Consider the following 25,312-nt stretch of genomic DNA (forward strand, 5'->3'; position numbering starts at 1 on the left):
CAAGCCGTATCCAATTCAGACTACGGATAAGGATGGTCTCATTATCATTCCTGATCTGAAGGCAGGCACTTACTTTGTCGAAGAGATCAAGGCTCCGGTTGGCTATCTCATTGATAAAAAGCTGAGGATGTTCACGATTACGAGCGAGCAAGAAACACTTGTTACTGTCGAGAATACGCTGAAACCAATCGAGCCAATTGCCCCGGTTGATCCAGTTGATCCAGTTGATCCAATCAACCCAGTCGATCCGGTTCCACCAATCGATCCATCACATCCTGGTGACAATTCGAAGGAACCGACCGAAAACGGCAATAAGGAACCGAGCAAACCTATCAATCCGGAAGAACCAAACAAGCCAGAAAAACCTGAAGATGATGGCAGCATTCCTGGCCACATCACAGAAGAAGGATCTAATAAAGAGCCTGAGAAAGAAACGGGCAATGAAACAGGCGACAAGCCAAATAAAGAAACGGATTCAGGCAACGAGACTGGTGACTCTGGTAAAGAGTCCGATAAAACGGATGGCAAAGACTCCGGCGATAGCAAGGATGACACCGCCACTGACAATGGGTCGAACGAGAAGTCCGAAAATAACGGAACATCGGATAAAGTAAAAGATAAGAGCACAAGCGATAACATCACCAACCGTGAACAAAACCGGAAGCAAGATAAATCCGACAAAGTGCTGCCGAAAACAGGCGAAGACAGCCCGCTGCCTATGCAGCTTGCTGGACTGGCACTTGTCATGCTCGGATCCGTATTGTTCGCCATTCGCAAGAGATGGATGAAATCTTAATAGCAGCTATTCCAGACCGACCCCAACTTATGGGGTCGGTTTTTCTATCCCCTTCCACCCAAAAGAGGATTGATATTTCGGGCATGATCGAGTAAAGTAATAACTGTGCATACTGTATATCTATCTAATACACAGTATGCACAGTTTCGAGCAAAGAGGGTATTTCATGAACATTATTATTAAGAACGTGTCCGACGTTCCCTTATATCAACAGATCAAGGATCAGATCAAGGACGCGATTCTGCGCGGCGATCTGAAGGAAGGCGAACTTCTCCCCTCCATTCGCTCACTTGCGAACGATCTGCATGTCAGCGTACTAACGACCAAGCGCGTATACGCTGAGTTGGAGGAAGAAGGATTTATCATGACGAGGGCTGGGAAGGGCTCGTATGTGACGCCAGAGAGCCAAGAGCTGCTGGCAGAGTCCAAGCGTCATCTCGTGGAATCGAAGCTCGCGGAGGCATGGCAGCTAGCCCGGACACTAGATATTCCGAAGGAAGAACTACGTGAAATGATGGAACTGCTATTTGTAGAGGAGGATGAGCAATGAGCAATCTATTGGAAGTAACGAATGTTAACGTTCAATTTGAACACTTTCGTCTGAACAATATTAGCTTCGCCCTACAAGAAGGCTGTATTACTGGCTTTATTGGAACGAACGGTTCTGGGAAGACGACGACCATTAAAGCCATTCTAGGACTCATTCAGAAAAACGCGGGCAGCGTTTCGTTTCTGGGGAAGGAAATGGACAAGCATGAGCGCGAGTTGAAAAACCGCATCGGCATCGTATTTGATGAAGGCTATTTCTATGATGATATGACGCTGTCGGAAATGAAGAGCATCATCGCTCCTGCCTATACGAACTGGGATGGAGCCATCTTCCAACGCTATATCCAGCGCTTCAATCTGCAGCTGAATCAGAAGATATCGACCTTATCCAAGGGCATGCGCATGAAATATGCCATTGCTCTCGCCATGTCCCATCATGCCGATCTACTCATTATGGATGAGCCCACGAGCGGTCTTGATCCCCTCATCCGGAGTGAACTGATGGAGCTTCTATTGGAGTTCATGAACGAGGAAGGAAAGAGTGTCTTTTTCTCCACACATATTACGTCTGATTTAGAGAAGATCGCTGATACCCTGTTGATGATCGATCATGGGGACATCTTATTTCACGAAGACAAGGATGCATTGCTGGATTCCCATGCCCTCGTGAAGGGAGACAAGAAGCTGCTTAATGAGCGCACAGAATCGCTCTTCTTATCTCTACAGGTTACCGCATACGGATTCGAAGGCATTACGCGCAGCATTCCCGAAGTGCGGCAGCTAATGGGCAACGTGCATATGGAGAAGCCGACCATCGAGGCCATTATGCTGGCTTACATAGGAGGTCATCGACATGCTCATTAATCTGGTCAAAAAAGATCTCATCCTTACGAAAAAGTATTTGCTGGTCATGCTGCTATTCGCCATCGGCGGACCACTCTTTATATCTTATCGGATGCCGCTAAGCGGAAATGGAAACATCAGCTTTCTTATTACCGTACTCTTTATGGAGTTTATTTTATTCAATACCGTGTCTGTATCGGAGGAAAAGTATAAGGGGTCCTCGCTGCTGTGTGCCACTCCCTATACACGCAATGCGCTAGTCAAGGCTAAGTATCTGCTCGTTCTCACCATTTTTATTGTGAGTCTCGGCCTTTATACAATCACATCCCTTGTCGTTCCACAACTATTGAGCCGCTTGAGTATCTTGGGCGTAGGGACGGCCTTGCTGCTCGTCAGCCTATACTTCGGCGTGTTGATTCCGTTGCAGTACAAATATGGTTATGAAAAAACGAAGTTCATATCTATGATGATCATATTCGTGACCCCCTTCATCACTCCAGTGATCATGAAGTGGTACCAGTCTCGGCCTGTTTCCATTTCGATCTCGCTTCCACTTCCACACGAGATTCAGCAGTGGATTCCATGTATCATTGCGCTTGCCATTGGCATCGTGTCTATGATGATATCGATACGTATTTATGCAAGCAAGAACTTGTAATTGTCTGTACAAGTCGCAAGCTAAGATAGTAAACAATACACCTTAAGGCGAGGGACAATCCCCCGCCTTTTGTCGTTCATAAGCATGTGAACGTCTACCGCCTTTTATGGAAAAATAGTAATCTACGGCCATCTTCCCTTCATCGAGAAGCCACAACAATTTAATTTCCTTGTTCTTCAATTTTTGCAGCAATCACCTGTATATTCATAAAGGAGGGCTGCCTAAAGGTCGGGTAAGTTGACCTAGGGCAGCCCTAGAACTCATTTTAGAAGCATCTATCAATATCGTTATTTCGTCACAGCAAAAGAAACACTCGTCCCCTCATTCACCTTACTGCGAATAATGAGACCCTCTCCATACAATTGCTTCAATCGTCGGTCTGTATTCAGCAGCCCAATTCCCCGCTTCTCAATCCCATGGAATTCAAGCAGGGTATCAACTCGATGAGCATCCATACCTACACCGTCGTCGCGAATCTCCACATGAACATACCGATCATCCTGCGTAATCCTGATACACACTGTCCCCCCGCGAGCACGGCTTAGCACCCCATGTCGAATGGCATTCTCCACAAGCGGCTGGATTGTCAGTGGCGGAATCATCACTCGAATGTGCTGATCCAGCTCCCAAATGACATTCAGTCTGTCCTCGAAGCGAGCATGCTCGATAAATAAGTAGGAACGAACGAGATCAAGCTCATGTTCAATCGGTACCAGCTTCGACGAGTTCAAGAAGTCGAAGCTGATTCTCAAGTAAGAGCTGAATGCCTCAATAAGGTCATTCATCTTGTTCGTGTCGAAATCACTGAGCGCCGTAATCGTGTTCAATGTATTGAATAAGAAGTGAGGCTGAATCTGCGCCTGCAAGTAGGCAGCCTCCATGCGCAAGCGATCGTTCACTGCCTGCTTCAGCTCCGTCAGCGCCTGTACGCGGGAGCGCAGTTCCATAGCATCAACAGGCTTCGTTACATAATCATTTGCACCCGCCAAAAATCCCGAGTGCACATCCTCCGCGTTGCTTCGCGCAGTTAGGAGCAGAATAGGCAATTCCAGAATCGTAAAGCGTTCACGAATGAGGCGAGTTAACTCGTAACCGGACATATGTGGCATCATGACATCCGTAATGATCAAGTCCCACTTGGCTGCATCCAGTTTGCTTAAGGCCTCTTTGCCGCTCGTTGCTCTCACAACCTCATATTGATCGGTGGACAAGATGTCTCCAAGTATTTTTAAATTGACGCGATCATCATCGACAATCAATATCATTGGCTTATACAGGGCGGAGGCTGCCTGCTTCTGTACCACATGAAGCTCGTCAGAGATCATGCTCACCTCGCTTGCAGCCTGGACAGACACAAGCGTCTCTATGGGGTTCTCCTCCTGCACAAGCGGACTTGTGTCCGGTTCAGCTAATGGCAGGGTGAAAGAAAATACAGATCCCTTTCCAAGTTCCGATTCCACTTCCAATCTTCCGCCATGCAGCTGCACCATTTGCTCACAAATGCGAAGTCCAAGTCCGATTCCCCCAGCACTTGTATTCGTATCCGCAGTTCCTTGTTCATAAGCATGGAATGCCCGCTCCTGCAGTTCCTTATTCAAGCCAATGCCTGTGTCAGCAACAGAGATACAGGCCAGTCCTTCTCGAACCTCTGCGGAAATCGTTATTGAGCCCTCGTCCGTGAACTTGATTGCATTATGCACAAGATTGGACAAAACTTGTACTAATCGCTTCTCGTCCGCTATAACAGGCGGAAATGTCTCTGGAATCGCCATAACCAGCTTGATTGGCTTGCCCTCCATCATGAAGCGCAGCATGTCCAGCACGCCAGACGCCACTGATTGCACACGAAGCGGAGCGCATTGTAAAATGACTTTGCCTTCCCGGAGCTGCGCCAAGTCAAGTAAATCATTAATTGTATGCGACATGCGGCGACTGATCGTAATAAGCAGTTCCATATCTGCCCTGCTCTTATCATCCATCAGTTCCTTCTCGCGTGTGACAACGGACTGTGCAATATTGATGACACCATGCAGCGGTGTACGCAATTCATGAGACGTGTTTGCCAAGAATAGATCCTTCTTCTCGTCAGCCTCCCGCAACTGCTCGTTCAATTTTGCATTCTCTTCAGCATTGCGGAAATACCTCTTGAACCAATACGCCGAAAATCCAACGATCGAAGCGATGATGTTGATCGGATAGTAAATCATATTTTTCGTTCCGTTATAAATAAAAACGCTCCAGGTAATCCCTGACATAACACTGACAGCCGCAAGCAGCAAAATATAGGCTTCCCTACGGTTTTGATAGACCATCTGGATAATCAGGTATGATAACCAAACAATCGGGAAGAGATAAAGCACGCTGAAAATCTTATAGGCCGTCGTGAAGGAAATATACGGCGCAGGGGCAACAAGTATAAATGCCGTAAACATGACTAAGAAGCCTGTATATCCGTGGAATAGCTTACCGCGCCGTGTAAATCCAGAAAAGTTCCTTCCCATAATCATCATGAAGCAGGCATGCCACAAATAAGCAAGAATCTTGATTCGAAGCGCCCAGGTATAATTGATTGGAAGCCATAATAGCAGGATCGAATCATTGTCAGCTATGACTAATGTGCCTGTCATTGTCATTAATAACCCGAAAATAATAAACGTCTTCTCTCTCGGATTAAAGCAATACAAAATGACGGCATATAGGCCGTGCAGCATCAAAATGATGAAAGTAACTAATTGAAAACCGATGGAATACCAGCGTTGAAATTCCACCGCCGCCTGCGTTCCGAATCTTACAGAGCGAGCGATGCCTCCTTTATAGGGATTGTCGAAGTTGGAGACCTGAAGCAAAACCTCAATAACGCCTTGATCCTCTGCCTCGACCTCATAGGAAGTGGTAAAGGATGCCTGAACGGGTCGATATGACTCGGCATCGGTGGACACTACCCCCGATTTCGCATCGATTTGTCCATTGATTAGAAAGACGTTGGCCGCTTGAATTTCTCTTATCCAAAAATGATAGGGCTGATTTATCGGCTGATCGACCAATACGCGAAGCCGGTACGTCCCATAGCCATATGAATTGCTTTTATGCTGCCGCCAGCCCTCCCTCCAATCTCCGGGAACCTGAACATAGCTGGATTGGCCTCGGAACTGACGCAGCTCATTTTCATTAGATATGAATGCATCTGGATAGAACTCCCACTGACCATCCAAATATACGGTATGCTTGTTGTCCAGCTCCATTCCGCGCAGATCAGCAACCCCATTAGCCACCTTGACATGCTGAGATGCTTCCAGAGTCATAAGCCAAGTCACGTGGATACCGGCAAGCAGAAGCACAAACAGTAATGTGCTTACAATGATTTTTTTCTTGTTCATCATACTATGGGGTTTCGACAACAATCTTCTTTTTCCTTCATTTTGGCATCTTTACCCACTTTTATATTCACTAAAAAAAGGCGAGGAGCTCCTCGCCTCATACAAGTTAACCTACCTGTCATCGTTCTGCCAGTATCTATTATTCTTCTACCTAATGTTACTCTATCTATTCATTCTCTATCTATACACGATCGCCTATCACTCATCTGCTATTCGACACGCAGCGTATACCATTCGATTGCCGAAGGCTTGCTCGTGATCTGACCCGCCATCGGGTTGGCATAGTACCACGTAATCGACTGATCCTGTACAAGCGGCATCATGTTCCCAGGGGATGGAACGCCTCCGAGATAGGTCGGCTGCTTAAGCATCGTTCCTTGGCCATCCACGACCGCATACTTCATTCCTTCTCCGAGTCGGCTCGACTCCGTCCATAACAAGACAAACTTATTATCATTGATCTTGCTAATATATGTATCCCTGATGAACACGCCGTCCTCAGACGTATGCTGTGTCAGCCATATCGGCTTGATGCTTGATTGATCTTGCGCATTCTTCGGCACGACACTAAGGAATACATTTTTGCCTTTCCCATCTTGTGAACCGGTGGCACTATTGGCGCCAATGGCAAGATAGCTGGATGCAGATACTTCTAGTCCGCCCAAGTTGGCGCCTGTGTAATTATCACCGATCTTGCCCGGTATATTAATGAGGTCAATTTTTTTCGTAATCTTACCACCCTGCTCCACCTGCAGTACAATAGAGCGCGGATACGCATCGCCATGGTCAGCGTATACGATTCTATCTCCATCCATGCGAGCATATGTGGCAAAGGAATGGCTCACGTGGTTAGACGGGAACTGACCACTCTTACTAAGCACCTTCATCGCAGCCATATCAATGGCAAAGGTCATATTCGACTGATGCCGCAAACCATCCTTAGCGGTCTTATAGCGAAGACGAGTCGATTGAACTACGAGTTTGCCATTGGCACTGTCCATCGTAACATTCCCAGATCTGAACGGTTCTGATACGTACACATCTGATACATCTACCTGACCAAGCTTGTCCCACGAAGCATTATATTTCACTACGCGATATACTGCCTTTGTGCTGGATTCCTCCATGTTGTCTTGTCCGAATACGAGATAATAATTGCCGTCCTCACCTTGATGGAAGCCTCCGAATTTGGGCAACTCTATGTTCAGCGTCTTACTTCCCGCTGCGGTATAGTCCTTATAGAATTGCTGAATATGTATCTTCTGCTTGTCCGAGTCCCATTGCAGCAGATTCAGCTGTCCATCCTTCAGGAACAAATAGCGGGCAGCTGGCTCGAACCAATTTCCATAATGATAATCATTGGTTGTACGCACCTGGGTAACCCCTTCAATAGAGCGGATCGCCATCTCAGGTTGGGCAATGATATGAATTGAACTGCTTAACGCCCGCCACAGAACGGGAACATGCAGCTGCTCCCCTAATTCCCGCAGTTGAAAATAATTGCTGCCCCCGATATTATAAGACGTCAATTGAATTTCTTTGCCATCTACATATACTTTGGAGGAAGTCGGTATCGCCTGTCGTTCAGCTGCCTTGCCTGACTGTGCAGACTTCTTGGCAGGCTCTAGCTCCCCTCCGATTGGGGTATAGGCTTGTCCTGTATGCACACGAATCGCATTACTCGCGGTATCAACGATTACATCAAAGCTGCTTTTCGTCCCCTTCAATGCCATTGCAACATCTCTCAGCTTGAAGTAGTTGCTGCCCCCAATATTGTAGGCATCCATCTGATTCATCGGTTGTCCATTAATGCTCACATTGGCCTGAGTCGGCCGTGCCATTACGGATTTGTCTTCAGCCTGAACGGAAGCAGCCATTCCTAGCATCATCACAATGCTGAGGAGAATACATACTTTTGTTTTCATGAAATTGATGTCCCCCATTTTTCTATCTAGCTTCGCTCTTGTCTTGCATCATTCATCGCACACCATGGCCATCCATATTCGTCCATAATCTCTACCATTCTATAGCAACAATCTAAATTGCACAACGAACCTAGCGGCGATTGACGGCAGTAGAGCACTTCATTCTAATGGGGCTTCAATACCGCCGCCTTCCATCGAAACTACGCCTCCCTGCCAGGATCCCTGTATGTCTTCGTACCAATTCTAGCAGCAACACCACATCCACGATGCTCGGGAACGGCCACGATCCGATTATCGTGACCATATTGAAGTTGCTGTAGGGCATCGAAATCCGGATGAATGACCTCATTGGATAAATAAGCCGAGGTCTTGCTTCCAGGCTTCCTCGCTCCATTCAAGGCTGTGATCATACCCTGTGAAGAGGTAATGCCAATTCCATGCCCGTAATAGAGATCGTTGCCCAGCTTCACAACATTTTCTCCCTGCCATTCCGGCGTGCGTGGATTGAAGTCTGGATTTCTAAAATAAAGAATATCCCCTAAAAATGCCTCAGCGAGGTTCGAGTTCGACACCAATCGAAGATTGCGGTCATAATTCCAATCCCATAGAAGCAAATCCTGAAAGTAACGGTCAAAAACAGCTTCACCCAGCGTATCTATGATTGCCTTATACAGAACAATAATAATAGCTGTCGCACATTCAAATGCATACTGTCCACCATTATGGAAAATATCGTTGATGGCAGCAGAAGGCGAGACACCTCTTCTTAATTGAAATCCCCCTCTGTCCGTGCGTATCCAATACCTCTCGTTGCATCTGGAATCGTCGAATCCAGCAAAGTCCACCCCACTATCGTGCAGCGCCTTCGCCGCATTAACCATATTAGAGCGCATTCTCATTTCGAACTTCAAGTCATCAAGGGAGTTATATCGATAAACGACAGGACTCTTCTGCTTAGCCGCAATTACATTCCTCTCCAGCTCCGATAATCCCAATGTATTGAGCTGCCCTGTGTTAACACCTGCAATCTCGATCATCCTTACTCTCCTCCTAAATCCTCTGATTACCGAACGCTTTGTGGGAATCGGAACACATGAAGCGGATCGTACTCCTGATTAATTAGGTGTAACCTACAGTACTCTATGCGCCCTCATCTACTCAGGTTCATGTCAAGAAGAAGGGGTCTGCATCGGATATGCGTGAAATCTTCATAAAATTACAGGGCTTAAGACTTATACTGCAATATGGAAATCAGTGCAGAAATCCGCTACAATAGTGGTTATCATCAGTACCTGCAAGTTAACCTCTACCTTCAGTCTTTCTTCTTCCCTTGTTTGTTTCATCCACACGACATTCAAATTCCTTATTGTGAAGATCGGATAAAAGAATCGGATAGGTGCTCTCGACTGCCTGATGCACGGAATATGGACGTATGAGATACCGCCGTTAATACATAGATGGCTTACAACCTGTGTCTAAAAGGAGGGATCTTAGCTAACCAGCTTGGCTCTACGCATGATTAGAAGACGGAATGTTCTGATAATGAAGGAGGAGTATTGATGAATGTTGGAATACAGCCTGGGAGTGGGCTATATTTGCATGTTAAATGGTTCGCAGCCGATCACGAGTGGACACCTCAAGCAATGAGCAAGGTGCTCACCCCTACCTTTCTGTTCTGGTTTAGCTTCACGATTGTTGTATTGTTGCTTGTTTCGAGGTATAACGCAGCTTTGGAGAGCATCCCTATCGTTGTGAAGGTACATTCATTTCTCAATAAGTTAAAACGCTTTCACCTATTGATTATGCGAGTAGGTGTTGGCATTGCACTGTTGATGCAGATAAGCACAGGCTCCTACCTAGCCCCCACATTGCGAATCGAGACATGGTGGGTCTATGCACTTCTTATTATTAGCTTGCTTGGTCTGCTTCATCGCAAGACCTTGTTTATAAGCGGTATAGCGTTAGGCGTCTTATATGTGAAGGCACTCGCTAATTATGGAATGTTCCACATGCTCGACTATATGTTCTACCTCGGCATCATTTATTATTTGCTTGTCTCGAACACGAGATGGAGCCGTTCTGGCATCCCTGTCCTCTATATATGGACCGGCTTGTCTCTTGCTTGGCTTGCGATGGAGAAGCTGACCCTCGCCAAGCTGGCGTGCTCCCTGATGCACGAATACGGAATTCCGTCACTAGGCTTTACCGTTGAAGACTTCGTACTGATTAGCGCCTTTATTGAGCTTGGCCTTGCGTGGGCATTTATCGTCGGTATTATGAATCGATTCACAGCTCTGCTATTAACCGGATTATTCCTCGTCACAACCACTGTATTCGGATTTACCGAAATCATCGGCCATATGATTATGCATACGATACTGCTCATCTTCCTTATTGTTGGCAGGGACGGCTATACGACATTTCTGCTCTCCAGACGCGCTCCCAAACTACGCAGCTTCTTCGTGGTGCTGCACTTCACCATTATGATCTTCAGTATGATGACCGTGTACATATGGATGGGGCAGCCTAGCAGCGGATTTACTGTACCTGATCCTGCGACGCAAGCAGCACAAGCGAGTAAAATACCGGCATTTTGCCCAATCAAGTGACGCAGCTAGTAGCATTTTTACCAGTAACCTCGTATTTCGTGTCGGCCGAAAATTTAAGCGTTATAACTTATTGACCATTGGTACCTCGACGTAGGTGGCTGTTTTTCTCTCAACAGAAATGAAAAAAGACACCGTTCGGGTGTCTTTTTTCATGATGCATATCGTATTGCGGCTCGACTATCCTTCCAGATCCACGTTGTGGTAGACTTGCTGCACATCATCAAGGTCTTCGAGCGCATCAATCAGCTTCTCGAACTGTGCCTTCTGATCGTCGTCCAAGACTACTTCGGTCTGGGGCAGCATCGTAATTTCAGCTACGCTGAATTCCGTAATGCCCTCATTCTTCAGCGCTTGCTGAACAACATGGAATTGATCAGGCTCCGCGTAGATGATTACCGCTTCATCCTCTTCCAAGATGTCGCGTGCGTCTACATCGGCGTTCATCAAGATTTCCAGAACATCGTCTGCACTCTTACCTTCCAGACCGATAACGGCCGTCGGACTGAACATATACGTTACAGAGCCGCTTACGCCGAGACTTCCGCCATTTTTGTTAAATGTGGAACGAACCTCCGAAGCAGTGCGATTCACGTTATTGGTCAAAGCGTCTACGATCACCATGGAACCGCTTGGACCAAAGCCCTCATAGCGAAGCTCATCATAGTTCTCATCGGAGCCGCCCTTTGCTTTCTCGATCGCGCGATCAATGATCGCCTTTGGTACATTGTATGTTTTGGCACGTTCAACCACGAATCGCAATGATTGGTTCAGCTCGGGATCAGGCTCGCCTTGCTTCGCTGCAACGTAGATCTCTCTGCCGAAACGCGCATATATACGACTCGTATTCGTGTCCTTAGATGCTTTTTTTTCCTTAATATTATTCCATTTACGCCCCATACTGTATCTCGCTCTCTTTCCGCATAAAGTATGCATACTCCATATAATTATATCTTTTCGAGAGAGCTTGGGCAAATATGAAAACTTTTGAATTTCAATTCTTAGCTAGTTATATTGGCGATTTTTCCGGTAAAATTCAGACATTTCTAGCAAACAAGATATCCGTTCACACTGTTAATTCGTACAAAGGTGTAAAAAACAGAAAGCTGTGTTAAAATACTGTAATTGCACCCGCTATTTTGTTAGGGAGGTTTAGTGAATCACCATGCTCATTATCGGTATCACCGGAGGCACCGGATCCGGCAAAACAACGGTTGCCAAGTCCGTCATTGACCGTCTTGGTTCAGATAAAGTCACCTTCATTTCCCAAGACAACTATTACAAAGATCATTCTCACCTCAGCATGGCTGAACGCGAAGTGATTAACTTCGACCACCCGCTCGTATTCGACAACGAGCTGTTGCTTGAGCATGTGAACCTGCTCAAGCAAGGCAAAACTGCTTATGCACCGGTATACGACTTTACCGTTCATGCCCGTTCCACGGATGAGACGGTAGAGCTGAAGCCGAATAATATCATCATCATCGAAGGGCTTCATGTGCTGTTCGATGAAAATTTACGTCAACTGCTCGACATTAAAGTATTTGTGGACACCGATCCAGATGTACGGATTCTACGCCGTGTACTTCGCGACATTGAAGAGCGCGGTCGGACGATTCATTCGGTCTACAACCAGTATCTGACTTCGGTCAAGCCGATGCACGATGCATTTATCGAGCCTTCTAAGAAGTACGCTGACCTGATTATTCCAGAAGGCGGTCAGAACGAGGTAGGCATTCATATGCTGTCCGTGCTGACAGAGAAATACTTGACGAGCGAATGGAATTAACGTGAAGAAGCCGCTCGAATGGCAGACCTGCATCTGCCATTCGAGCGGCTTATTTTCTTATGAGCCAAGTGGCTTTTTGCTAAATGGTATACAGTCAGGGGGGAGATACTCTCCCTCTCTGTCTGTTATGGTTTTACATTGTAGGTTCGAAGTTTTCCAGCGTCTTCATGCCATCGGCTCCAAAAATATTGTATACTCCAAATTCATAGAAGGAGTAGCCATAGTCCGTGTTTCTTTGAATTCCTTCGAACTTTACATATCTCGCTTCTGTCGGCGTGAAATGAATCGTGTCCCGCCCATCTTGAGCCGTAATGATTCCATCGTTCTTCGTCGTGACATTTACCCATTCTTTCTTATCGTTAGACACGAGGATTCTGTATGTTTTGGCACGAGCGTATTCCCAATCAATGCGGATCGTATCGAACTCCTTCACCTCGCCAAGATCAACCGTGAACCATGAATCATCTACATAATTGCTTGCCCATCTCGTAGCAGGGGATCCGTCCACTGCTTTTTGCGGCATGTAATTCGGGCTATTGCTCTCTACCGAGGAAGCTTCAACCGCCTTATTTTCCGCCAAGTTGCCAAGAAGGTAGTAAGCATTATCCTTCAGCGTGTTGTAAGCACCATCTGCAATGTGGCCTTTGATCTTCTGGAACTCCAGCATCGCATTGAACATCTTGATAAACTTATTGAACTTTTCATCATTACCTTCGAATCTCTTCGCATTATCCAAATGAGCCTGCAAGGAGCGAGCCGCCCCCGGATTTTTGAACTGGTTCTCTTGCTCGAATTGATCAACTAATGTTTTGATGAGATCCACATTTGTCCCAGCATCAATGATATAAGTTGTCTTTTTCGATTTGCCCGAAGTCACCGTAACCGTAAGTTCATGCTTGCCAAGCTTGCCTGCAAAGTTAATCGGCGTATCTGCCGTGTACGGCTTGCCATCGAATGTCGCAGTAACTTTAGTAATGCCGCTTCCGTCGTCATCCTTAAGCTGCCATGTAAATTGCACCGTCTCTGTGGCCGGCACTGTTGTATGGCTCTCCAGCGGCTTTCCGTTCATTTGTACGTCAGCATCGGAAGGAACGCCGCTATTCACGCTGTATGTGCCCTTCACGAATTGGTACAGCCAATCATACAAGATCCGATTGGATGGATCCTTGCTTACGGCTGTATTATATACAGCGTCATTGCCCTGATAGTAAGCATTGTAACCATTTTGCATAAACCCAGTTTCTGCGCCGTTGTTCAAGTACTCGATATACTTCTCACGGAAATGGTTATCCGTCAGCATCCGGTCATCAAACTCCAGCTCCATGCCCATGCCGTGCTGTTTCGCTAAGTACGCTGCGTCCGGCAAGCGCTCAGGGTCGATGTCATCCTCGAAGAAGTAGTTCGGCTGGTAAGCCACATTGTCGATGCCAACATCCTTCCACAGGAATGACTTGTATCCTGAGAAGAACGGAACCCAGAACAGCTTCATACCCATGTCATGCACCTTGGCACTTGTTGCACGAAGCAGGTCTGGTCCCTTGCTATGTGTGCTGATTTGCTCATCCAACCAGTACATGCCGACAAGCTCCAAATTGGAATAGTTGGCTGCAGCCCACTTCTGCTTTACTTGATCCAGCCACCAGTGAACGGCCTTTACCCGGTTAGCAAGTGCCTGTTCCACGCCGATCGAGTCGCTGAAGCTCAAGTTACCATCGCCAACATCACCGAAGTCAGCGATGCCTTCTGCTGGATATGGGATCATATACACGACTTTCGTTTTACGGTTAGGATCGTTCAGCTTCGCCCCGACTTCTTTGGTCGCTTCATTTAATTGATACATATCGCCTTGCGCTGCAAATGTCTTTTCCAAGTACCATTTCCAGTCGTCCAGCTTGCTGTTCAGTCCCAAATTACGGCCCATTGGCGTATCTAAACCAAGATAGAGAACTCCATCGAACAGCCAATCCTTCGGATTGCCTGCCTCATCTACGTAGCTAATATTCGGAATGATGCGCTCCTTCGACCAATCACCCTTGCCATTCGCATAGTGCCCGTTGTACAGCAGCCCAAGGTCGCTAATTCCGGCAGTCGCTTCTCCCGGTGCTTGGAAGGCTGGCGTCTGCGTAGGAACAGTGTCTGCTCCTTGCACCTTGCCGTCTTCGCCTAGAATTTCAATTTCATCGACTAACGTCATCGCCCTGTTATGCATCATGAAGCTTACCTTCACATAACGTGCATAAGCGATGCCACCGTACGCCAATCCTTCTTTGTTCGGATCCTTGATTCCCTCTTTGTTGCCCTTCCATTCAAAGGTCTCTTCATGCTGTCCGTCTATCCATAACGTTTGGAGTGCATTATGTGATAACAAACCCCAATTTTCCTTATCGTCCGATACATAAATGGACACGGTTAACGGTAAAAGGACATTGTTGTTCGGCCAATCCTGCAAGAAATGAGCCTTAACGGATGAGATTGATTTGTTCTCGCCGAGGTCAAATACCACTTCACGCGTTCTCTTCTTCAAATGTCCAACCCATGCCGGGTCTGACTTCGTGACCTTGCCGTACTTGCCATCTGTCAGCTTATAGCCATCATCAGCATACCCTGCTTCTGGTGCTTGCGACCATTCATAAGGGAGACCTAGAGCCAGATTGCGCTCCCCTTGCTGAGGTTCAGCAGCTTGCTGCGCCGTATATTGCTCACTCGCTGGCAACGACGTATTCGCCTCCTCCGCCTGTACTAATGGAACCATCATTGAGAGGGCTAACACCGTAGACATTACGATGGATAACCATTTCTTTTTCATTAATTGAACTCCCTTTCTATATGTAAGATTATGAATGTCATCAAATTCGGTAAGCATGTAATTTGATTGAATATTATTGCGGTTTCATCTCCCCCTCCCTTTTCAACTGATAAAACCCACGTATATGATAGCGCTTACTTTTAAAATAAGAGACTTTCTGTCCTATTCAAATAGATTAATTATTACTTTTGTATACTTTTGTTTACCTACTCTATCAAGACATCATTTTATTTGATTTTGCCAGGGATCAACCCCGTAATATAGCACCACCTCAACATTTGGGTCGGTTTAGTCATCAACATCATCATTGTAGAATGGATGATTATTCACCGAGTCCCAAGCGATCAGATCCAAATAAGAATAAATGAAATCAATAACTTCTTATACAAAAAGGAGCTTCGTCCATTTGGATGAGCTCCTTTTGAATGATAAAAACTCTGATCTACCTAAATCGTAATAGGTCTACTCGTCTTGCTCCGACTTCCCCACGAAGCAAGATGCATACAATTTCAGTTCCTCTTTATTTGCGGCAACGTGATCCTCTAACTTCATTCCGATCTTCTCTAACAGATGACCAGATCGTTCGTTGTCTATCGTGGTGATGGCTACTATGCGTTCTAAACCAAGCGTCGTTCGACCGTATTCCAATGTTGCGGCAGCCGCTTCGTAGGCGTATCCCCGCCCACGGAACTCAGGGAGGAAGGCAAATCCGATGTCCACATCTGTCAGGGAGTCCCTCTTGATAAGTCCGCACAATCCGATAGGAGTCGAATCTTCCTTCAATTCCGTCAAAAACAAACCAAAACCGAGTCGTTCATAGCTCTCCATCGGACCATTCACAATATAGTCACGCGCACCTTCAACCGCTCTAATCCCTCTATCGCCAATATATCGGTGCCACGCTTCATCATTCAAGAGCCTTAACATGAATTCCGCATCATCCAAAGTCAACTTGCGAAGAATTAATCGATTCGTTTCTATAACCGTCAACGCAGCTGCCCCCTTATACTCAATTCTGGTGTATGTGAATTCCCGTAACTACCATATATAAGTATGCAATTGACGTTGTATGTCTATCGAGAACCGACAAATTAGATGCCAACTTCCCTCATCTTCACTGTAATTTGCTCAATCCTGCCGTCCATATCTATCCCCGTAAACTTAGGGAGACTCAACTCGCTCACAATCGCTCCATCACGCATGAACATAATGCGCTCCGTCCGTGCCGCAACCTTGGCGTCGTGAGTAACAAGCATGACCGCAGTACCTGCTTCGTTGATTTTAGAAAAGATGTCCATAATCTCCTGTGCCGACTTCGAATTAAGCGCACCCGTAGGTTCATCGCCAAAAATAATTTTGGGACTGTTCATAAGCGCACGGCATATCCCTGCACGCTGAAGCTGACCACCCGACACCTGTGTAATGTCGCGCTTTTCTAGCTCCGCAATACCTACCCTCTTCATGAGTGCCCTTGCCTTTTCCGTAATTTGTGCAGCATTCTTTCGATTGTCCCTCATAGAGGGAAGAATGATATTGTCGAGGATATTCAGGTTTTTCAACATCGTCGGCTGTTGGAAGACAAACCCCATTTTTGTTCTGCGTATATCAGACAACTCGTTCTCGCCAATCTCCGCTAAATTCTTATCGTCCATGATGACTTTACCGCCATTTACGCCATCTGTTCCGCTCAGTGCGAACATCAGTGTTGATTTTCCCGATCCTGAAGGTCCCATGACCGCGACGAATTCGCCTTCATTGATTTCAACGGATACACCGTCGAGAACATTGCGCTTCTCATCACCCTCGCCGAAAGATTTTACGAGTTGATCGCCGATAATGATCTTCTTCATATGCCTACTCCTTTATACTTTCGGAAATTTTGATTTGCCCTGCTCTCGATGTACCGATGATGGTTGCGATAAGCACAGTACCGATCATCATTAGTGGGCTAAGCAGATACGCTGACAGTGGATTGACCGTAAATTGGAACGCCGACGCCCCAAAGTAAGAGACCATTGCCCCCGCAAGCATCTCTCCGAGCGTATTGGCTAGAAGCGTTCCAAGGACAATGCCCACAATCAGCACGAACACGGAACGCGTCACATACTGCGCCTGAATATCCGAATTTGTAAAACCGAATGCCTTCATAACGGCAATGGAGTATCTATCCTTTGCAACAAGCAGTTTCATAAACAACAAGGTAACCAGTACCGCTATCAACAACGCAACTGCAATTGCGGAATAGGATGCCTTGCCAACAGCACTGATTGTCGAGCCAAATGTCTGTGCCATAAACTCATCGATGTCTGACACCTTTGCAAAAGGGAATTTATCCGTGTATTCCGAAACTTTACTACCGATTAGCGATTTGTCGGCAATCACCGCACTGATCACAACCCACATCATCTCTGCCGACTGATCGGTAAACACCGCCTTTGCGGTTTTGCCTCCATTGGTAATGTCAGAATAAATGCCGCTTACTTTGAGATTTTTTTCTTTCCCTTCTATCACCAGAGTCATGGTATCGCCGACTTTTTTGTCGAGCTCTTTGGCGTTCATGACCGACAGCGCCACTTCATCTTCTACACGTGGAGCCGTACCCTCTGAATATTGCACTGGGAATACGGAATGGTCTCCGAGCTCGATTTTTACCCTTTCCTCCGAGCCATTCTCCATCTTAGCTTTAAATGTTTTGGTTGTGAGTACCGCATACTTGGAGATCGCGCTATCGCTGCTCATTGTTTTGAGCATTTCAGCTGCCTTCTCAGACATATGGTCAGTCTGCTGTATATCGATGCGCATATCGCTGTTGCCTATCCCCATATATTTGATGAAGCTTTTTGAGGAAATGGTGTTGTAGAGGTTCTGAGGAACGATGATGATAAATGCCGAAATCACCAACACGGCAAGCATTGTAACGTATAGCTTCTTCCTCGCAAGCACATCTTTGATACCAAGAAAAGCATTGGTATGGAACAGTTTGTTGTTACTCAGATTGAAGCGTTTTGCGCCCGAGGCCTTTTCCTGAGAGGTTCCATATCGAATGGCTTCGGCAGCGGATATTTTCCGGAAGCGTCTTAGCACTCCATTTACAAAAGCAATAATTGCCCCAAATACAAGCAGTACGCCGATTACCCCGAACAGCATAGCAAGAGAAGTGTTCTCGCTTTCTCCCATATACATGCGGATATTTTCAAGGAGCATCCCTTTGAATACAAAAGAAAGTGCATAACCGAGCACACAGCCTGCCGCTGCAATCGCCGCATACTTCACCAGATAAATTCCCTTGATATCGGAAATGCGGAGCCCTATGGCCTTCATCACGCCAATCTCTCGGTAATCGTCTTCGATCTTCGCCAGGAGTGTAAAGCGGATGCACATCAATGCGATTGCTACAACAAGTACGCTGACTAGAAGGATCACCCCTATCATCATCCCGTCGGAAATCGCGTTAAGTGTTTTGAAGAGAGAATATGTAATCGCTGGCCCGTTCGCTTCGAGTCCAGAAGAGGCATAAGCCGTTTCGAATTCACTGGTCTTAGACAAATCCTTGAGTCTAAACTCGATCAAGTACTCGACGTTCCCTGCATGTTTTAACTCCTCATAATCATGCTTGCTAACCAGCATTCGCTTCGAAGAAGCTAACGAGGAATTCATTTGCGAATCTCGAAGCATGCCCGCAACCGTGAACTCCTTCCCGCTTATGTTCGCCTTGTCGCCAATCTTCGTGATTCCGTCCTTGATGTAGCTGATTGGAACGTACAGTTCTCCATCGGATGCTTGGATAGGACTGCCGTCAAGATTCAAGAGGAAGTCGAACTTCTCGCTCTGGACAGTAAGACCATTGTCCTGCACACTATTAGCAAGTGAACCATTGCCAAAGCGGATTTGCGAGCCGTCCATATTCAAAAACTCAAGCACCTGAAAGTCTTCAACATTAGCATCTTGCTCCGCAAAAGCATTCAGCCGTGCTGTGTTAAGTGCACCTGAGTGCATCTGCATAAAATGCGGCGTTTTCGCCTGAATCATAAGTGTGTCTAACGCGCCTGTTAGATTGACGATGAGAATTGCCGCCAGTGAGACAAGCATTGCCGCAGCGGCAACAAATATCATCGTTGTCAGGGTTATTACCTTGCTCTTCAACATGTCATTACGGATTATCCTGAAATGCATACGTCACCTCTGTTCCTCGAACTTCTTAGCCGATTTCAAGTCGTACAGAATCACAAAAGCCATGCAGAACAAAATTGCAGCAATAAGTCAGCGATGTTCATAAGTAACCTAAGCAACCCTTCCCTGTTATCTGTCACTAGTCATATGGCTATCTTCCCTGATGATAGAAGGAGAACTTATATGTTCCGGCTCCGTTTGAAACTAGGACGTTTTGGTCGGATACGAAACCTTCATGATCTCAAGAAAAAATTCACATTTTTTCCGAATGATGTAGTTCTATTTAACTACTCGGCATGTTTTCCGTTTATGTTTCCGAACATCCTCATCGTGTGAATGAGACTTCCCTCTGCAGCCCCAAGCAGTCTCTCTATGTTATAAACAAATGCCTGCATACGTAACATCCGCTCTTCGTCCGTCAATTCAACCACATCATCATCCAACACGGTATTTGCATAGATCACGATCATCTCCATGCATTCATATGGGAACGGCGTATGGAACATGCCCACCTGGATGCCTTCGCGGATAATTTCCGCCAGTATCGGCGTAACGCCGTTAATGATGACCTTCTGTATTTTCTGATGCATAAGTGCGTTCTGCGGCTTGTGAATATGCTCCATTATCTCCTTGCTGCTCCCGCCGCTTATGTTCAGTGCCATGACTACACGGATAATACGCTCGACTACAGGGATGCTCTTGTCAGCAGCAATATCCTGCGCCGCACCTAATAGACGGACATTGTACCGCTCGATCAACGCGTCTAATATATCCTCCTTCGATTTAAAGTGGTGATATAAGGTTCCACGTGCAATCCCGACCTTATCGAGGATATCGTTTGTACTTGCACCGTCAAAACCTTTCAGGCCAAAAAGCTCATCCGCTGCGTCAAGAATTTCATTTCTACGCTCTTCGGCTTCTTTTACAATTCTCATCCATATACCTCTTTCTTTAATAGACCGACTGCCTGTCTGTTAAATGTTATCATAAACCAATCTATTAAAAAAGGACTTTTGTCACAGGAAATTCAAATGTCTGGAAGGGTTTAATAAGTATCCCTTAACGCTTTTGTTGGGTATTAAAAAAGCTCAGACCTAATCAGGTCGAGCTTTTTGTAAAGCAACCACTATTTCGTCTTCATCATCATCTATCCAAAAAACGGATTACTGTACCGTAAGAAAAAATCTCCATAACCTGCTTTTTGCCAATCAAACTATCAGAAACAGCTACACGATATTCAAATTGACAACTTATCACAGCATCCCCACGCAATTGTTCACATTTTTTCTTTAACTGATTTTTAACTCCCTCAAAGGCTAAATTAGGGTCTGCAGATTTATAATAGCCTTCTTTGTGAGAATCCATCGCGAATATGGTATCAATCACTTCATAATTTCTTTTCAAATCACCTGTTGTGATGATTACTGACATAACCTATCCCTCCGAATCCAATGATTTGTATGTAATCAAGGAGTATTTCGGCAAAGGGCAAGGGCATTCCTTCCAAGCCTATAAAATTCGAAAGGTCTGTCTTCTCATCCACATCGTTGCAACCCACTTTTCGCCTTTGCTTACAGGTGTACCTGCATGCAGGGTAAGTTCGTTTAATTCAGGATTACTGTAAAAATATTCGAAGTAGACCGCCATGCCTTTATTAGGGAACACGGATAAATTAAGCTTAGGGAAGGTCGTTTCTCCGCCTTCCTCCACATCATTCAGATACATAACTAGTGTACTAATTCGATTATTGCCACTTGCCCGACTCGTCTCAGCGAAGTAATCATAATGCGGTTTATACTCCTGGCCGGGGGTATAGAGCAGCACTTGCAAACCATCACCATGCTCGATCGGAATATTCATGATATGAGCGATTCGCTTCTCAATCCTTGCGACCGACTCACTGTCTTCACAAAATACTCCACTGCTCGTTCTAATTTGATTGACTGAACGGTCTTCTCCGATTTTGGAGCGCTGCAGCCGATCTCTTGAGTGTTCAATCAGTTCATCGCACTCTTCATTACTAAGGACATTTCCTAGTACCACAACCAAGGGCTCCTCATATTTGGCAAGGATTCGAATCTCTCGATCTTCTGTCTTGATAGTGCTTCCGACATGATCAAAAATAGTACGTTCTTTCTCCGTCGCGTTCCCGATCATCCTTAGGTATCCCCCAGTTAATGACATCAATCACAAAAATAAGATACCATAAAATGGTCATTCCGCTCTACTAATTTTTAGAAAGGTACAGACCACTTTCACCTTTACCTCTACATTCCGAATCATACATTCCTGATTCACAACTAATACGCAGCCGCAATATAATGTTTCTAGGCTGTATGTGACGAAAATACACGAGCATTCAGTCAAACGTTATCATTGTTATTGTTTTCATCTGGTGGTTGACGTTGTCTTTATGATAAAGAGTGGAACGGGTGATATCATTATGATCTATACGGCTCTTGGGGACTCCATCACATTTGGGGAAAATGCTTCTTCACTAGCACAGTCTTATCCCCGATTGATCGTCTCTGCGTTACATTCAAAATCATGCAGAGCCCAAGGCTTTGTTCTGGCTCAGCCTGGTTGGAACAGCTATAATCTATTGGATGCTTTGATTTGGCGCGGGGCCCCTGTAATCAGCCATTCCTCTGTCGTTTCGGTATGGATTGGCGGGGTGGACTTAGCGAACACGGCACTAGCCGCGCTTAGATCTAAAACAGCACCGGAAGTAAAACATATGATTGCAAATTATGAACGGAATTTAAGTTCCATTTTCACTCAAATTCAAGCAGGAAGCTGTGCTCGAATCGTTTGCTGCACGCAATACAATCCATTTCCCAAAAGCCCTCTTGCCGTTGATGCGGTAAGCAAATTAAACCTTCTAATCAGTGAAATTTCCAATCATTTTAATGTTACGGTAGCTCCCGCCCATAAGTGGTTTGAAAGGAAGCAGGCCGAGCTTATCTATGGATTTCAACATGGAAAGATTGAAGATGCACTAGGTGGATTTTTGCCGATACACCCGAACAACAGGGGCCATCAAGTGATTGCAGCGAAGTTGGCGCCATATCTTTTTCCAAACAATCCCCCGCTTTTTACTTAACGAATAAGTTCTAGTATAATAGCGAAGAATGAAATTAGTAAAAATCCAAAGGAGGGATTGCACATGGATATCAAAGCAAAAATTGAAGAAGTCGTTGCTAAAGTCAAAAACGACCCAGACTTCTCATCTAAATTTATGAGTGATCCTGTCTCGGCGATCGAATCTGTAATCGGGATTGACCTGCCAAATGATCAGATCAATGCATTGATCGAGGGTGTAAAAGCGAAATTGACCGTAGATAAAGCCAGCGGTGTTTTTGATTCGATCAAGAAGCTGTTCTAATTTGTACATAACAAGTTGAGCAGTTCTCATACAAAGGGGATATACAAAGTCATGTGAAATGACCTGTATATCCCCTTTTTTCGCATTTTTGCAGCTGCTTAACTGGCCATGGTCGGAATCCTAATATAGCAATATCGGTGGGTGCATGATATGGTAATACAGGAAACTATTATTAGAAAGAAGGAATTGAATGATTTATAAAGCAGATCACAATGTAAGAGAAAAATTGGTGCCTATGTTCGAACATATGGATAGCACGATTGTTCTCTCCTATCTCCAAGGACATATGGGTGACGCTTGGGTAGACAACCTTGAAAATCCAACTGTTGCTCAAATCACTGTGGGGATTTTTGTGTTTTATGCGGGGAACCCCAGCGCAGAAGAATCTGAAGAATTACTTCACAATCTTCCTGAATTTACGCTTGCAATTGTTGATTCGGATGGGTGGAAAAAGCGGATAGAAACGGTTTACAAAGGATCCTATGAGAAATTTCAGCGATTCAGATTTAAAAAAGATTCTGGGGATTTGGATAGAGCACACATACAGAGTCTACTGTCTGCATTACCTGAAGAATATGAAATTAAAAAAATCGATAAAGAGATAGCTAGCGCCCCTTCCTTACATGAGCTCTCAGAAGACTTTGTCAGTCAGTTTGATTCGATTGATGATTTTATGGAAAGAGGAATCGGGTATGCTATTTTACATAAAGGGCAGGTTGTTTCTGCGGCAACATCATTTAGCATCTATGATGACGGAATCGAGATTGAAATTGCGAGTCACCCTAACCATAGAAGGAAGGGACTTGCAGCAACTGTTGCCTCTGCACTGATTTTAGATTGTCTGGATAGAGGGAAATACCCGAGTTGGGATGCGGCGAATGCTGAGTCTGTTGAGCTAGCAAAAAAGCTGGGATACATGTTCAAGGAATCTTACGACACATATTCTATTAATAACAAAGTGAACAGAAACCAACCTTAGATCCTCTAGCATTTCTTTATACGCCTGTAAACAGGTAAATCCCTAACTGATTTTATTATGGAATGTATTATTTTTTTGGGTAATTACAATAATGATCTAGGGGAATCAAAAAGGATGCATAATAGAATATTTTAAAAAACCAAAACGTCGTAGGAGGTAATCATGGGCAGAATCGTTCATTTTGAAATTCATGTAGATGACATGGAACGTGCTAAGAAATTTTATGGAGAGGTATTTGGATGGACATTTGAGGATTGGAGCGATTATGCTGGAATGCCCTATTTCGGAGCTACGACTGGGGATGCAAATGAACTGGGCATTAACGGGGCTTTGATGCAACGTAAAGGCACTACCCCTGAATCAGGTCAGCCTTTGAATGGCTATGCATGTACAATGGGAGTGGAAGACTACGATTCTACTGAGACAAAAATCCTGAATCTTGGAGGCAAAGTCGCATTGCCAAAGCATGCACTACCCGGAATGGCATGGCAGGGGTATTATATTGACACCGAGGGGAATACTTTTGGGATTCATCAGCCAGATAAGAATGCAAAATAGGATTATTTCCTCTACACATAGAAAAACCCGGCCGCTTGAGAGGTCGGGTTTTTTAGGTACACCTTATTTTATATACGTGAGAGATGCTTCATTAATATCGTACAAGGTACCTTTATTGCTTTCAACAAGCTACACCTCATCTTCTGAATAGATCGTCACTCCCCTATAGGCATCTGCATACGATGGAGAAAATGAACAAATCTAAATTGGAGGTCACGACCATGAGCTTGCAACAACAGGGGCAACAAGAACAAACTCTGTATCGAATGGATCCAACGACTATGCATAACGTAAGATCCATTCAAGATCACATAGGAAATATATGCCGCAACCATATGAATAAACTTGTTCTCGTGGAGACGATGGATGGCGATGTTTTTGAAGGGTTGCTTATCCACTGCGAAAGAGGAATTTTATACTTAAGACTTCCAAACCAGGGGGCTAGTCGCGGTTTTGTTCCTGGTTTCCAAAATGATTTCGTATTGCCCCTAGTGCTGTTCAATTTACTGGCCATTTCATTAATATAGGCCTGATCAAGCCTAATCTAAGGAGTGAAATCTTATGGCATTTGTGTCGCCTCAAGGACCACAAGGAATACAGCAGGCACCATCCTCCCCTCCTCCACAATTCGCACCACCACAACCCGCTGCTACAGCGTTCGCCATCGACCCCGGAGCTATTTCCGGTTGTTTATTCCGCAACACGTATGTGTGGTTGAGAAATGGGAACTCGTTCTGGTTCTTCCCAACCTTTGTTGGACGTAGATCCGTTGCAGGTTTTAGATGGACCGGTTTTAGATGGATGTATACGGGAGTCGATTTAAGAAGCATTGTGTCATTTACATGTTTTTAGAGAAGAAAATAGAGGCCCA

General features: G+C 45.4%; 23 protein-coding genes. 11 read left to right on the forward strand and 12 right to left on the reverse strand.

Translation table 11 applies throughout. The features are described from left to right. From BBG47_RS19485 to BBG47_RS19500, 4 genes are all read left to right on the forward strand, one after another. On the forward strand, window positions 1–796 hold a 796-nt coding region (locus tag BBG47_RS19485), incomplete at its 5' end, for a SpaA isopeptide-forming pilin-related protein (RefSeq protein ID WP_139070726.1). A 166-nt stretch (window positions 797–962) separates the two neighbouring features. Then, the gene (locus tag BBG47_RS19490; protein ID WP_065293096.1) at window positions 963–1,346 is read left to right on the forward strand and encodes a GntR family transcriptional regulator; all 384 of its coding nucleotides are present in this window, start codon (window positions 963–965) and stop codon (window positions 1,344–1,346) included. Next, window positions 1,343–2,209: an ABC transporter ATP-binding protein gene (locus BBG47_RS19495; protein ID WP_065293097.1), complete on the forward strand. Its 867-nt coding sequence runs from the start codon at window positions 1,343–1,345 to the stop codon at window positions 2,207–2,209. Before BBG47_RS19490 ends, BBG47_RS19495 begins: the two co-directional genes overlap by 4 nt. Further along, the gene (locus BBG47_RS19500; protein ID WP_065293098.1) at window positions 2,199–2,846 is read left to right on the forward strand and encodes an ABC-2 transporter permease; all 648 of its coding nucleotides are present in this window, start codon (window positions 2,199–2,201) and stop codon (window positions 2,844–2,846) included. The genes BBG47_RS19495 and BBG47_RS19500 overlap by 11 nt, the downstream gene beginning before the upstream one ends. A gap of 287 nt (window positions 2,847–3,133) precedes the next feature. Here the strand turns inward: BBG47_RS19500 and BBG47_RS19505 are convergent, their stop codons facing one another. The 4 genes from BBG47_RS19505 to BBG47_RS31230 all read right to left on the reverse strand — a co-directional run bounded on the left by BBG47_RS19505 (window position 3,134) and on the right by BBG47_RS31230 (window position 9,292). Next, the gene (locus BBG47_RS19505; protein ID WP_254659875.1) at window positions 3,134–6,244 is read right to left on the reverse strand and encodes a hybrid sensor histidine kinase/response regulator; all 3,111 of its coding nucleotides are present in this window, start codon (window positions 6,242–6,244) and stop codon (window positions 3,134–3,136) included. Between the two features lie 188 nt (window positions 6,245–6,432). Then, the gene (locus BBG47_RS30025) at window positions 6,433–8,148 is read right to left on the reverse strand and encodes a hypothetical protein (RefSeq protein ID WP_065293100.1); all 1,716 of its coding nucleotides are present in this window, start codon (window positions 8,146–8,148) and stop codon (window positions 6,433–6,435) included. Window positions 8,149–8,348: 200 nt separating this feature from the next. Continuing rightward, the gene (locus tag BBG47_RS19515) at window positions 8,349–9,185 is read right to left on the reverse strand and encodes a protein-glutamine gamma-glutamyltransferase (protein WP_065293101.1); all 837 of its coding nucleotides are present in this window, start codon (window positions 9,183–9,185) and stop codon (window positions 8,349–8,351) included. A 26-nt stretch (window positions 9,186–9,211) separates the two neighbouring features. Next, complete coding sequence (locus BBG47_RS31230) at window positions 9,212–9,292, reverse strand: BBE domain-containing protein (RefSeq protein WP_083189476.1); 81 nt, start codon at window positions 9,290–9,292, stop codon at window positions 9,212–9,214. 415 nt (window positions 9,293–9,707) lie between these two features. Here BBG47_RS31230 and BBG47_RS19520 point away from each other — a divergent pair, with 415 nt between their 5' ends. Next, entirely contained in the window at window positions 9,708–10,757 is a 1,050-nt protein-coding gene (locus BBG47_RS19520) for a hypothetical protein (RefSeq protein ID WP_065293102.1), read from the forward strand. Window positions 10,758–10,934: 177 nt separating this feature from the next. Here the strand turns inward: BBG47_RS19520 and BBG47_RS19525 are convergent, their stop codons facing one another. Next, on the reverse strand, window positions 10,935–11,654 hold the full coding sequence (locus BBG47_RS19525) for a YebC/PmpR family DNA-binding transcriptional regulator (RefSeq protein ID WP_021252781.1): 720 nt from the start codon (window positions 11,652–11,654) through the stop codon (window positions 10,935–10,937). Window positions 11,655–11,919: 265 nt separating this feature from the next. Between BBG47_RS19525 and udk the strand changes: the two genes are divergently transcribed. Continuing rightward, window positions 11,920–12,543: a uridine kinase gene (gene udk, locus BBG47_RS19530; RefSeq protein WP_021252782.1), complete on the forward strand. Its 624-nt coding sequence runs from the start codon at window positions 11,920–11,922 to the stop codon at window positions 12,541–12,543. Window positions 12,544–12,676: 133 nt separating this feature from the next. Here udk and BBG47_RS19535 read toward each other — a convergent pair whose 3' ends face one another. From BBG47_RS19535 to BBG47_RS19565, 7 genes are all read right to left on the reverse strand, one after another. Further along, on the reverse strand, window positions 12,677–15,349 hold the full coding sequence (locus tag BBG47_RS19535) for a DUF4855 domain-containing protein (RefSeq protein WP_139070727.1): 2,673 nt from the start codon (window positions 15,347–15,349) through the stop codon (window positions 12,677–12,679). A gap of 462 nt (window positions 15,350–15,811) precedes the next feature. Further along, the gene (locus BBG47_RS19540; protein ID WP_065293104.1) at window positions 15,812–16,339 is read right to left on the reverse strand and encodes a GNAT family N-acetyltransferase; all 528 of its coding nucleotides are present in this window, start codon (window positions 16,337–16,339) and stop codon (window positions 15,812–15,814) included. Between the two features lie 101 nt (window positions 16,340–16,440). Continuing rightward, window positions 16,441–17,199 (reverse strand): ABC transporter ATP-binding protein, encoded by a 759-nt coding sequence (locus BBG47_RS19545; protein ID WP_021252791.1) that lies wholly within the window; start codon window positions 17,197–17,199, stop codon window positions 16,441–16,443. 4 nt (window positions 17,200–17,203) lie between these two features. Further along, the gene (locus BBG47_RS19550; protein ID WP_065293105.1) at window positions 17,204–19,522 is read right to left on the reverse strand and encodes an ABC transporter permease; all 2,319 of its coding nucleotides are present in this window, start codon (window positions 19,520–19,522) and stop codon (window positions 17,204–17,206) included. A gap of 284 nt (window positions 19,523–19,806) precedes the next feature. Then, window positions 19,807–20,454: a TetR/AcrR family transcriptional regulator gene (locus tag BBG47_RS19555; protein ID WP_021252793.1), complete on the reverse strand. Its 648-nt coding sequence runs from the start codon at window positions 20,452–20,454 to the stop codon at window positions 19,807–19,809. 208 nt (window positions 20,455–20,662) lie between these two features. Next, window positions 20,663–20,950: a hypothetical protein gene (locus BBG47_RS19560; RefSeq protein WP_021252794.1), complete on the reverse strand. Its 288-nt coding sequence runs from the start codon at window positions 20,948–20,950 to the stop codon at window positions 20,663–20,665. Window positions 20,951–21,028: 78 nt separating this feature from the next. Further along, entirely contained in the window at window positions 21,029–21,676 is a 648-nt protein-coding gene (locus BBG47_RS19565; protein WP_065293106.1) for a 2OG-Fe(II) oxygenase, read from the reverse strand. 286 nt (window positions 21,677–21,962) lie between these two features. Here BBG47_RS19565 and BBG47_RS19570 point away from each other — a divergent pair, with 286 nt between their 5' ends. The 5 genes from BBG47_RS19570 (at window position 21,963) to BBG47_RS19590 (ending at window position 24,968) form a co-directional block, all read left to right on the forward strand. Next, complete coding sequence (locus BBG47_RS19570; RefSeq protein WP_065293117.1) at window positions 21,963–22,622, forward strand: SGNH/GDSL hydrolase family protein; 660 nt, start codon at window positions 21,963–21,965, stop codon at window positions 22,620–22,622. A gap of 63 nt (window positions 22,623–22,685) precedes the next feature. After that, on the forward strand, window positions 22,686–22,904 hold the full coding sequence (locus BBG47_RS19575) for a hypothetical protein (protein ID WP_028533469.1): 219 nt from the start codon (window positions 22,686–22,688) through the stop codon (window positions 22,902–22,904). Between the two features lie 190 nt (window positions 22,905–23,094). Beyond that, complete coding sequence (locus BBG47_RS19580; protein ID WP_065293107.1) at window positions 23,095–23,883, forward strand: GNAT family N-acetyltransferase; 789 nt, start codon at window positions 23,095–23,097, stop codon at window positions 23,881–23,883. 162 nt (window positions 23,884–24,045) lie between these two features. Further along, entirely contained in the window at window positions 24,046–24,441 is a 396-nt protein-coding gene (locus tag BBG47_RS19585; protein WP_021252798.1) for a VOC family protein, read from the forward strand. A 221-nt stretch (window positions 24,442–24,662) separates the two neighbouring features. Continuing rightward, window positions 24,663–24,968, forward strand: coding sequence for a hypothetical protein (locus BBG47_RS19590; RefSeq protein ID WP_065293108.1), 306 nt, complete (start codon window positions 24,663–24,665; stop codon window positions 24,966–24,968). Window positions 24,969–25,312 lie beyond the last annotated feature (344 nt).

This window comes from Paenibacillus sp. KS1 (genome assembly GCF_001680695.1).
In the GTDB taxonomy this organism is placed as follows: domain Bacteria; phylum Bacillota; class Bacilli; order Paenibacillales; family Paenibacillaceae; genus Paenibacillus_B; species Paenibacillus_B suaedae.